The sequence below is a fragment of the Staphylococcus sp. GDY8P120P genome, from assembly GCF_017892065.1.
Classification (GTDB): Bacteria; Bacillota; Bacilli; order Staphylococcales; family Staphylococcaceae; genus Staphylococcus; species Staphylococcus nepalensis.
Genome location: NZ_JAESKI010000026.1, coordinates 66022 through 78205, shown reverse-complemented (window position 1 = coordinate 78205; position 12184 = coordinate 66022). Strand labels below are relative to the sequence as shown.

Annotated in this window: 10 protein-coding genes and 1 pseudogene; 9 read left to right on the top strand and 2 right to left on the bottom strand. The window is 32.4% G+C overall.

Annotated elements, in window-relative coordinates; all coding sequences use genetic code 11:
- The first annotated feature begins 457 nt into the window (after positions 1-457).
- Positions 458-1126, top strand: coding sequence for an RluA family pseudouridine synthase (locus KA900_RS12970; protein ID WP_210139751.1), 669 nt, complete (start codon positions 458-460; stop codon positions 1124-1126).
- Positions 1127-1405: 279 nt separating this feature from the next.
- Here the strand turns inward: KA900_RS12970 and KA900_RS12965 are convergent.
- A pseudogene (locus tag KA900_RS12965) lies at positions 1406-2092 on the bottom strand (transglycosylase family protein); the annotation flags it as partial.
- A 448-nt stretch (positions 2093-2540) separates the two neighbouring features.
- The gene (locus tag KA900_RS12960) at positions 2541-3050 is read right to left on the bottom strand and encodes a YfiT family bacillithiol transferase (protein WP_210139750.1); all 510 of its coding nucleotides are present in this window, start codon (positions 3048-3050) and stop codon (positions 2541-2543) included.
- 566 nt (positions 3051-3616) lie between these two features.
- Between KA900_RS12960 and KA900_RS12955 the strand changes: the two genes are divergently transcribed.
- From KA900_RS12955 to KA900_RS12925, 8 genes are all read left to right on the top strand, one after another.
- Positions 3617-5143 (top strand): SLC13 family permease, encoded by a 1527-nt coding sequence (locus tag KA900_RS12955; RefSeq protein WP_210139749.1) that lies wholly within the window; start codon positions 3617-3619, stop codon positions 5141-5143.
- A gap of 277 nt (positions 5144-5420) precedes the next feature.
- Positions 5421-7541: a BglG family transcription antiterminator gene (locus tag KA900_RS12950; protein ID WP_210139748.1), complete on the top strand. Its 2121-nt coding sequence runs from the start codon at positions 5421-5423 to the stop codon at positions 7539-7541.
- A gap of 18 nt (positions 7542-7559) precedes the next feature.
- On the top strand, positions 7560-8021 hold the full coding sequence (locus tag KA900_RS12945; RefSeq protein WP_210139747.1) for a PTS sugar transporter subunit IIA: 462 nt from the start codon (positions 7560-7562) through the stop codon (positions 8019-8021).
- Positions 8022-8064: 43 nt separating this feature from the next.
- Entirely contained in the window at positions 8065-8346 is a 282-nt protein-coding gene (locus tag KA900_RS12940; RefSeq protein WP_210139746.1) for a PTS sugar transporter subunit IIB, read from the top strand.
- 120 nt (positions 8347-8466) lie between these two features.
- Positions 8467-9726 carry a galactitol-specific PTS transporter subunit IIC gene (locus KA900_RS12935; protein WP_210139745.1) on the top strand — a complete coding sequence of 420 codons (1260 nt, stop codon included), beginning with the start codon at positions 8467-8469 and terminating at the stop codon, positions 9724-9726.
- A 21-nt stretch (positions 9727-9747) separates the two neighbouring features.
- Positions 9748-10779 carry a zinc-binding dehydrogenase gene (locus tag KA900_RS12930; RefSeq protein WP_210139744.1) on the top strand — a complete coding sequence of 344 codons (1032 nt, stop codon included), beginning with the start codon at positions 9748-9750 and terminating at the stop codon, positions 10777-10779.
- A gap of 29 nt (positions 10780-10808) precedes the next feature.
- Positions 10809-10961 carry a hypothetical protein gene (locus KA900_RS14835; RefSeq protein WP_245339203.1) on the top strand — a complete coding sequence of 51 codons (153 nt, stop codon included), beginning with the start codon at positions 10809-10811 and terminating at the stop codon, positions 10959-10961.
- 31 nt (positions 10962-10992) lie between these two features.
- A complete protein-coding gene (locus tag KA900_RS12925; protein WP_210139743.1) occupies positions 10993-12030 on the top strand; it encodes a galactitol-1-phosphate 5-dehydrogenase in 1038 nt (345 codons plus the stop codon).
- Positions 12031-12184: the final 154 nt, after the last annotated feature.

Here is a 12184-nt window from a genome sequence, read left to right as displayed (position 1 = left end):
ACTTTTAATTGTTTAATTTGTATTTTCGTTTTTTGCAAAATTACTTTTCTTAAATTTGCTAGTTCCCACTGTAACATCTATAAAATGCTTGTGGGTTACAGTGAAGTTAAAAAATAACTAGGTTTTTTACGTCTTAATTACATTAACTACGCCCTCTTAATTAAATAAAATCTATTTTAAACTCTTTCATATCAAAGACAAAGGATAAATTTATATTTAACCAAATGTAACAATTGTGTAATTAGAGACAAAATATTATATAGTTACACTTTTTAATATATAAATTTTTATATTATGTCCAAACCTTTCAAAGTATAAACGTTTTTATGTCGATTACATATAAATAAGATTGAATTTATAACCATCTACTGATAATATCTTAATTTGAATTATTTTTAGTTATTTTAATTTTAAACTACGAAAAAATTATGACTATATAATGTATTGGAGGAATTAAATGTTCAACAACATACTTTACGAAGACAATCATTTATTAATGGTAGAAAAACCCATAAATGTTCCAGTACAAGCAGATAACTCAAAAGATCAAGATTTATTATCTATTTTAAAAAATTATATAAAAATACAGTACAATAAACCTGGTAATGTCTACCTTGGTTTAGTACATCGTCTTGATCGACCTGTTGGAGGTGCAATCGTATTTGCTAAAACTTCTAAAGCAGCTTCTAGGTTATCAAATGAACTAAGAAAACAAAAATTACATAGAACCTATTTAGCGGTTATTCATGGTGTTCCTTCAAAAAATGAAGGTATACTTCATGATTATTTATGGAAAGACAGAAATAAAAATATCGTATATGCTGTTGACCCCCAGAAAAAAGATGCTAAAGAAGCTATATTAAATTATAAAGTCATCAAAACAATTAATAAAAAAACTTTAGTTCAAGTTCAATTAAAAACTGGACGCTCACATCAAATTAGAGTTCAATTTGCCAACCAAAATTTGCCATTATATGGTGATCAAAAATATGGACAAAACATCAATGAGCATGGTCAACAAATTGCACTTTGGGCGTCCCAATTAAGTGTAAAGCACCCCACCAAAGATGAAATGATTTCTGTAAATTCTACACCAACTGGAAGCATTTGGAGCGAATTTTTATAATTTAGCTTTTAAATCTTCACCGTTATAACGCATATGTTTATTTAATTTTTAATTTGTATTTAAAAAAAGATATAAAATCACATTTTCTAAAATAATTTCGTGTCCTTTTCAATAAGTGGGACAACTAGAAAAAAGAGCGGCTTTTAAAAGCATTTTTTAAAGCTTAGGATAAAGTTTTTGGACCATCTGCTATTAATATAAATTAAGAGCCTAGGATAAATTGATATCCCAGGCTCTTAATTTATTGTTTAATTTTAAGTTATTTGCTTTAAATTTCTATTATGCAGTAACCCATTGTGAAGCGCCAACTTCGTTATAAAGTTTAACTGCTGCAGCATCTTGTACTGATTCTGGAGCTTCTGTTGGAGATACACCTTGATAAGCTGCAGGTGCTACTGAATCCCAAGTGCTTTGTAAGAATTGATATTTACCTGCTGCACCTGATGATGGGTTAACAGCTTTAAGATCTCCGCCTGATTCACGTTGTGCAATTGCTTGTAAATGTGAATTAACGTTTACTGATGAACCACTTGAAGCTTCGTTTGAGCTTGATGATTGAGTTGAAGCTTTTGTTGTAGCTTCTTGTTTTGGTTGTTGTGTTTGTTCAGTTTGTGGCGCAGCTTGTTGAACTGGTTGTTCAGTTGATGCTTGCTCAGTTTGTTGTGGTTGTTCTACATCAGTAGATTGTTCTGATGAAATGTCATTTGAACTAGAACCTTCACCATAGCTCCAAGACCAAGTTTGACCATTAGATTCAAAATTATAGTTTAAACCATTTTGGTTAAAGTTATAGCTATATGAACCTTCATGTACTGGTGAAGCATTTAATTGTTCTGGATTAGATTGTGCTAATTGAGCTAACTGTGCTTTATCTACACCTTGTTCAGCTGCGTCTGCTGAGTTTCCTGCTGCAAATCCTGTTACACTTAATCCTACTGCTAATGTTAATGCTAATACTGTTTTTTTTCATTTTTAAATAAGTCCTCCTACAAGTTAATTTTTATATTTTTAAGAATTTATTTTCGCATGATATTGAAATCCAACTCTTGTAAAAACAATGTTGTTCCAACCAATTTCCAGTAAATACTATAACATCTATAAAATACTTGCAGGTTACAATAAAATTAAAAAACCTTATCCATTTTACATAATAATTACATTAAATTGTATTTTAAAACAAATCTTTCCTTTGTAAAATACCATTATAAAAGTCAACAAAGCTATTTTTATATGCATACACTTTGTAATATAAATGTAATTAGTGTGACAACTTTCTCTGATTAAAAAACATATATTCAATTATTCTTACCATATACATTTCAATTTACTTATTATAACTCTTTCTCTAAAATATATTTTTCACATATAAAAACACCACTCAAATAATTATATTTGAGCGGTAACATAAATTACTTTAATTTGATAATGCTATTTTAATATGTGCTAAATGGTGTGCTTCATGCCATGCCAACTTAGCAATCTGTTCGGCAATTTGATGCTTACCTTCCCCTTTAAGCGTAAATGTACGTTTCAAGTCATCAGTAGTTAAAGTATTGCCAACAGCTACAATGCGCTCGTTAATACCTTCCATTATTCTAAGTGAAGACTCCACTGGAAGGTTATTATCTTCCAATTCAACCCATTCATCTTGTATAAAAGGCTCTACCATTGGATTATTATCTGTTAAAGATAGTTTTAAACGTTGATACATATTTATTTGTGAATCAGCAATGTGGTGAACAAGTTGACGTACTGTCCAACTTCCCTCACGATATTGCTTGCCTAATTCTGATTCATTTAAATCATCTACAACTTGTCTTAAACGATGTACATATCCTTCAATGTCTTCCAGCCATTCTTGAATATCTTCTAGTGTCACATGATTAGGTAATTCTAATTCACCAATAGGAAATCTAACATTCATATTTATCACCTTTTTTAATTTTTAAAATTTCTATATCAATTTTTCTCATTTTCATCATTAGTATTGCTATTACCTTTTCACCAATATTTAAACTTGATTCTTTATTTGGCTATCTTATTATCAATTTTTCAAGTCGTATTTTATCTATTTCTACACTTAGATACAAAGTATCTATTCGTATTCAAAAATATTATTTAACATTGTAGCCTCTTCGTAATTTTATTAATCTAATCATCAATTACTATACTTAACTTGAAACATTTTATCTCTCTTAATCACTCCCTAACACTAGTCTCCTGTTTTCTAAATAACTTTACTATCTAATTAACATTTGTTAGCTAATCTTAGTTAATTTAATATTCTACAATTACTAGAATTCCCGCGTTTTCTGATGCTTACGTTCGGTCATATCTTCAATGACATTTCATGTAAAAAATTAATAAAAACAATCGAATAGCATGATCAATAAATCGCAAACTTTTATGAACTTTCCCAAAAACATAGTGAAACAACTTAATAATATTTGTATCCTTATTGTGAACGATATAACAAGGGAGGAAATATTCATGCATAAAAATTCATCGATAACGACAACACCTCGTTTTAAGCCTTTTTGGTTAATAATAGGTATTGTTGTATTGACAATCGTGATGTTTTTACCAACACCAGAAAACTTACCGTTTATGGCTAAAAGTGCGTTAGCTATATTAATATTTGCAGTTATATTATGGGTAACCGAAGCAGTCACTTATCCAGTTTCTGCCACTATGATTGTTGCCTTAATAATAATATTATTGGGTTTCAGTCCTGTACAAAATTTATCTGAATCTTTAGGAAACCCTCAATCAAATGGGGTATTATTAAAAGGTGATGCGCTTTTTGGAACAGGCAATGCTTTAAAACTGGCCTTTAGTGGGTTTGCAACAAGTGCACTCGCATTAGTTGCAGCAGCATTGTTTTTGGCAACAGCAATGCAGATTACACAACTACATAAACGTCTTGCTCTCATCGTTTTGTCTATAGCAGGCAATAAGACAAAACATATTGTTATCGGAACGATATTAGTAGCTATATTTTTAGCATTTTTCGTGCCTTCCGCTACTGCACGAGCTGGTGCAGTTATTCCAATTTTACTAGGTATGATAGCAGCATTTGGCGTTTCTAAACAAAGTAAACTAGCTGGTCTTTTAGTCATAACTGCTGTACAGGCCGTCTCAATTTGGAATATTGGTATTAAAACAGCAGCAGCACAAAATATCGTTGCTATCAATTTTATAAACGATCAACTCGGCACTGACATTTCATGGGGGCAATGGTTCTTATATGCAGGACCGTGGTCAATTTTAATGTCTATTGCACTTTATTTTATAATGATTAAGATTATGCCACTTGAAGAAAGAGAACTTTCTGGGGGAAAAATCTTAATTCAGCAACAATTGAAAGAAATGGGACCAATAACAGGAAAAGAATGGAGATTAATAGCCATTTCTATTATGTTATTAATATTTTGGTCTACTGAAAAAGTATTTCATCCCATCGATTCATCTTCCATTATACTGTTAGCTTTAGTTATTATGTTAACACCCAAAATAGGTGTTATGACTTGGAAAGAGGCCGAGAGACGTATACCTTGGGGTACTATCATTGTTTTCGGTGTAGGTATTTCATTGGGCAACGTACTATTAAAAACAACGGCTGCACAATGGTTAAGCGACCAAACTTTTGGCATGATGGGGCTCAATCAATATCCCATCGTGATTATAATTTCATTAATTGCGCTTTTCAATATTTTAATACATTTAGGTTTCGCTAGTGCTACAAGTTTAGCATCGGCTCTAATCCCAGTTTTTATTTCGCTAACTACTACACTAGATTTAGGAAATCAATCTATTGGTTTTGTACTGATACAACAATTTGTTATTAGTTTTGGATTTTTATTACCTATAAGCTCACCACAGGCCATGTTAGCATATGGCACAGAAACCTTTACTGTTAAAGATTTCTTAAAAACCGGCATACCTATAACCATTATTGGCTATTTACTTATTGTTTTATTTAGTGCAACTTATTGGCATTGGCTTGGGTTAATTTAACACACACAAATCATTTCTTTTTGGTATAAATTATAAAACGAACGTTCATTTTGAATGTTCGTTTTATAATTTATAGTTATTTAGTAAACCAATCAGCTTTTACATTCAATATATTATTTTAATTTAAATGCAAACTAACGTATAATTGATAAAATCACAATTTCAAATCAATAATTTTTGCGAATTAGCACTTATCACATAAACGCGATGGTAAGTGCTTTTTTTCATATCAAACACAATGATGTACATCAAACATGATGTAAATTGTGTCTAATACATGTACAACTCTTGGATAAGCTGTGCTAAATTAAATGCAACAACAAAGGGGGGATTCAAAATACACGCAGAAAACTTTGATATCATTGCTGAAATGATTAAAAATCCAAAGATTAAAGGCAAAGATTTAGAAACTAAGTTTAACATTTCGCGCAGACAACTTGGTTATCGTATTAAAAAAATAAATGAATGGCTAATTAAACAAGGTTGTCCAATCATTGAACGTACAAGTCAGGGTTTCTTTATTGTTGATGATGTAATTAAAAATTTTCTTAATGTATCTATTGAATCTGTTCAGCAGGAAAATGAGCAAGTATATACAGCTTACCAACGCGCGCATCTCATTTTACTCATGTTGTTTAAAGAAGATGAAATATTATCGTTAAATCATTTTTCTATCGATTTGAAAGTAAGTAAGAATACTGTTTTAAATGACTTAAAGCAATTAAAGCAATTATTGAAACCTTATGATGTAAAGCTACAATACACAAGACAGGAGGGATACTGCTTAAATAGTAATGAAATCGAAAACAGAAAGTTATTTATTCGCTTAATAGATAAAGTATTTACATTAAATATTACGCAAGGAGATGTTTTAAAAAGTCTCTCTTTTGATGAAGACAAGTTGCAAATCATTGATCGTCAAATTAATAAAATCGAACAATATTTAGAAAATAAATTTATAGATCAGAGCACTGAAACGTTACGTTATAAACTATATTTTATTCTTAGAAGAATCGAATATAACAAAACTATATCACCCATTTTAATTGGGTACGATGACTTATCTGACACTGAGGAATATCAAGCAACCGAAATATTAACAGCTAATTATTCAGATATTCCGCGACAAGAAAAATTATTTATTACATTACAATTATTATCCACTAGTGTGCATTGGTCAGAATTAAGCGATGTTAAATTTTTACCTGAACTTAGACTAGCGTTAGAAACAATGATTAGTGAGTTTGAAAAAATTACATTTATAACATTTGAAGATCACGAGTCTTTATTAAATCAATTAATGCTTCATATGAAACCTGCATTTTATAGAATTAGATATGGGCTATCTGATGTAGATAGTTTACAGAATACTCTGAAAGAAGACTATAAAGAATTATTCCATTTAGTTAAAATTTCATCAAAACCAATGGAAAAATTCTTTGATCAAGCTTTGCCAGATAACGAAATTGCATATCTCACTATGCTAATTGGTGGAACTTTAAGAAGACAAGATGAAGATATTGAGAAAAAAGTGAAGGCCGTTGTAGTTTGCACACAAGGGACATCAATTTCTCAAATGATGTTACAAGAATTACGCAGCGTCTTTCCAGAATTCATTTTTTTAGATGCTTTATCATTAAGGGAATTTAATAACTATTCATTGAATTTTGATTTAGTTTTTTCACCAATGCATGTATTAACTCATAAAAAACTTTACATCACTAAAGCAATTCTCACTGCTCAAGAAAAACAAGATTTGCGACAACTTGTCTTCGGACAATTAAATCATTCATTTGAAACTGATTTACAAGTAGAAAAAATGTTATCTGCTATTCGCGAACATGCCCAAATTCATAATGAAGCAGCATTAATCCATGAAATCAAAAGTCAATTCGAAAATGTCCACACATATGCATCAATTAAGACATCATCGATTTCATTAACTCACCACTTCAATTTACAAGATTTATTACCTAAACATCATATTCAATTTGGAAGCAACATTACAGAAGTAGAAGAAGCCATACGTCAGGCAGCTCAACCACTCTTCATCCAAGATTATATCAATAACGATTACATTGAGACGATGGTTGAATCATTTGATGACACATATATGGTTATCAACCAAAATATTGCTATACCTCACGCTGAAAACAACCAAAATGTAAATCGTACTGCGATGAGTATGTTGATATTAGACAAGCCACTAGTATTAAGCAGTGACATAGAAGTGAGTGTCTTTGTAGTAATAGCTGCAACAGATAAATTCAAACATTTACGACCTTTATTACAATTACGTGATTTAGCACAAGATAAATATTGTATTAAAAATATAATTCAAACTGGTTCAAGAACTCACGTTTTCGAAACGATTCGACAATTTTCAAAAATAGATTAAAGCAAAGGGGTCACGTCTATGGAAGATTTAAAAATTGACGTCTCTAACATCGTTATTGGATTAAACGCTATATCAAGTGAAGACGCTTTAAGTCAATTGGCTGATTTAATGCAAAATAATGGTTATGTTAGGCCTTCTTATAAAGAGGCAGTCATTAATAGAGAAAAAACATTTGCTACAGGGCTACCTACCGTATATTGTTCTGTAGCCATCCCGCATACCGATATTGAACACGTTTATCAAAAAACTATCGGTGTGGCAGTATTAAAAGAGACTGTTCCCTTTGTCATTATGGGGGAAATAGAAGAAACAACAGATGTTAAATTGATATTTATGCTTGCAATGGATAAGGAGGATACACAGTTATCATTACTTCAAAAATTAATGCGTATTTTTCAAAACGATCAATTACTTAAATCTATTGCAACATCACAAGATAAAACACATATCGCTTCAATTATAGAAAAAGCATTAGCCTAACTCTTTTAAATAATATAAAAATTAAAACTAGGAGGATTTTATTATGAAACAAGTATTAGTAGCATGTGGTGCTGGAATTGCAACGTCAACTGTAGTAAATAACGCAATTGAGGAAATGGCTAAAGAACATGATATTAAAGTTGATTTAAAACAAATCAAAATTTCTGAAGTCGGTGCGTATGTTGACACAGCTGATTTATTAGTGACAACAGCAATGACACAAAAAGAATATGACTTCCCTGTTATCAATGCACGTAACTTCTTAACTGGCATTGGTGTTGAAGACACGAAGAAAGAAATCTTAGAAGTGTTACAAAAAAATTAAGTAAATCTCTATCTAAACTTAGAATGTTGGAGTAATCAATTCTCTATTTGTGTATATTTTCGGTACATAAAGCTTAATTAACTCCGATATCACTTTAAACTAAAGAGGATGGTGTATGAGATGAGTGGATTTGTAGATTTTATTCAAGCCTTTCTAGATTTGGGAGCAACAGTCATTTTACCAATTGTTATATTCTTATTGGGATTATTTTTCAGACAAAAAGTCGGTGCTGCATTTAGGTCGGGTTTAACAATTGGTGTAGCATTTGTTGGGATTTTCTTAGTTATAGATTTACTTGTAGATAATTTAGGCCCAGCTGCCCAAGCTATGGTTAAAAACCTAGGGGTAAGCTTACATGTCATAGATGTAGGATGGCCTGCGACTTCTTCTATAGCATGGGCTTCAAGTATCGCTGCTTTTATTATTCCATTAGGTTTAGTAATTAATATTATTATGTTGCTAACAAAAACAACTAAAACAATGAACGTTGATATATGGAACTTCTGGCACTACACATTTATGGGAGCAATGATTTATGCAATTTCTGGAAGTATTTGGCAGTCATTAGTTGCAGCTGCCCTATTCCAAATTGTTTGTCTTAAAGTAGCAGATTGGACTGCACCAATGATGAGTAAATTCTATGACTTACCTGGTGTTTCTATCGCTACAGGCAGTACGATTTCATATGCACCAGGCATATTTTTAGTGAAAGGTATTCAAAAAATACCTGGTTTAAACAAATTAAATGCTGATCCAGATACAATACAGAAACGTTTTGGAGCATTTGGTGAATCTATATTTGTTGGTCTAGTATTGGGACTTATTATAGGACTACTAGCAGGTTATAACACAGGTGATGTTATCAACTTAGGTATGTCTATGGCAGCAGTAATGGTATTAATGCCACGTATGGTCAAAATTCTTATGGAGGGTTTAATGCCAGTATCAGAGTCTGCGCGTACTTGGCTAAACAAACGCTTTGGTGATCGTGAAATTTATATTGGTTTAGATGCAGCAGTAGCATTAGGGCACCCAGCAGTAATTGCCACTGCATTAATCCTGGTACCTATCACTGTAGTTCTTGCTGTCATATTACCTGGAAACAAAGTTTTACCATTTGGTGATTTAGCTACTATACCGTTTATCGTTGCCTTTATTGTCGGAGCGGCACGAGGAAATATTATTCACTCCGTAATAGTTGGAACAATAATGATTGCTATTTCTTTATACATCGCAACGGACGTAGCACCTATATTTACTAGCATGGCAGACGGTACAAACGTAAAAATGCCATCAGGGTCATCTCAAATTTCAAGTCTTGACCAAGGTGGAAATATACTGAATTATATTATTTTCAAATTCTTCAGTATTTTTAACTAATATATAGGAGTTGACTTGATTATGAAAGCACTTGTTAAGACAAAACCAGGATTTGGTAATTTAGAAATATTAGAAGCAGAAGTGCCTTCTCCTGGTGCCAATGAAATTAAAATAAAAGTAGAATACGCAGGTATTTGTGGTACAGACATTCACACTTATGAAGGGCATTACAACGTAAAATTCCCTGTAATCCTTGGCCATGAATTTTCAGGACAAGTTGTTGAAATCGGTAACAGTGTGAATCATTTTAACATCGGTGACCGTGTCACTTCAGAAACGACGTATTATGTTTGTGGTGAATGTCAATATTGCCAAAACGGAGATTATAATTTATGCAATTATCGTAAAGGATTAGGGACACAACAAAATGGTGGTTTCACAAAATATTTAATTGCACGTGCAAATAGCGTACATCATCTTCCTGACAATGTGTCCTATAAAGCTGCAGCTATGACAGAACCTTTGGCATGCGCACATCATGCTGTTTCAAAAGTAAATATTAAAGCTGATGATGTGGTTGTCGTTATGGGACCTGGTCCAATTGGTTTACTTGTAGCACAAGTTGCCAAGAGTAAAGGCGCTAACGTAATTATCACAGGTTTAGATCATGATAAAGCACGTTTAGATAAAGCCTCAGAATTACAATTGGACCACGTAATAAACATTCAACAAACAGATTTAAAAGAATATGTAAATAGTATAACAAATGGTTATGGTGCTAATGTTGTACTTGAATGTTCGGGTGCTATTCCTGCTGCAAAACAAGGTCTAGATTTATTACGTAAAAAGGGACAATACGTACAAGTTGGTATTTTTAAATCCTCAGAAATCCCGTTTGATTTAGAAACAATTGTTCAAAAAGAAATCCGTGTTGTTGGAAGTAGAAGCCAAAAACCAGCTGATTGGGAACCTTCATTACAACTATTAAGTGCTGGTGATGTAAATGCTGAAGCATTAATTACTACAGAATTAGACATCACACAGTGGAGCGAAGGATATAACCACATCAAAAGTGGAGATGGAATTAAAGTATTATTACGTCCAGCAGAGTAACTCTAGCTGACTAAGAAAGGGTGATTAACATGGTGGAACATATGCTTGATTTTATGCTTGGACCAATGAGAGGGATCACATCATTTTATATGGATCATTTGTTATATTGCAATATCATCGTTATTTTCAGTTATTTTGCTTCTAAATTTTTCAAAAGAAAAAAAAACAACTTCATAAAATGATTTAAACTATCTTTTAATAGGGGGGTCGCTTTTGAAAGCTCTAAACCTTTATGGAATTAAAGACTTACGCTACGAAGATACACTTATGCCTCAAATCAATGCTGTTGATGATGTGATTATTAAAGTAGTCGCCACTGGGATTTGCGGATCAGATCATTCTCGATATAAAAAGTTAGGTCCATATGAAGCAGGGATGACGTTTGGTCATGAATTTTCTGGCATAGTTGAAGCAATCGGTTCTAAAGTTAATCACTTGCAAATTGGAGATGCCGTCACAGGTTGTCCGGCCATCGTATGCCATCAATGTGCGCAATGTGAAAAAGGTGATTATTCTAGATGTGAACATTTATTTGTTATTGGCTCTTATCAACCTGGTTGTTTTGCAGAATATGTAAAACTGCCTGCTAGTCATGTTTTGAAGATACCCACTAACGTTGATTTCGATACTGCTGCAATGGTAGAACCTTCTGCGGTAGTCGCACACGGTTTTTATAGAACTAAAATGGAACCTGGAGCAACGGTAGCTGTCATGGGTTGTGGAAGCATTGGGCTTTTAGCAATACAATGGGCAAAAATATTTGGTGCAGCTAAAATTGTAGCGATTGATATCGATTCACATAAATTAGATATTGCACAATCACTTGGTGCAAACTATATCATTAACTCAAAGCAAGAAAACTTAGATAAAGCGATAAATGAACTTCCTGAAAAAGTGGATGTCGCAGTGGAATCTGCCGGTTCTCCTTTCACTATTGGTCAAGTACTAACATTACCTACTAAAGGTGGAGAAGTTTTATTACTTGGCATTCCTTATTCTGACATAGAAATGGACAGAATTCACTTCGAAAAAATACTACGCAATGAGCTAAATGTCCTTGGTTCTTGGAATGGTTTGTCAGCTCCATTTCCAGGTAAAGAGTGGCATTCGACGCTACATTATATGTCTACTGGTGATATCATTATTGAACCTATTATTTCAGATAAACTGGCTCTTGGAAAAGGTCCAAAGGTTTTTGATGCTCTCGTTAACAACAAAGAGCGTTTTGACAAAGTGATATTCCATCCGTAAAGTCTATAGTTATAAATAAGCAACGCTAAAAAATACTGAGAGCAGCTATGAAGAAAAGAGGCTGAAACATAAATAATGCGTCAGCCTTAAACACCGTGGTAGCAGTAGATAATTAAGTTAAAAATATGCTTATACAAGTGTTTCAACTCTTGTA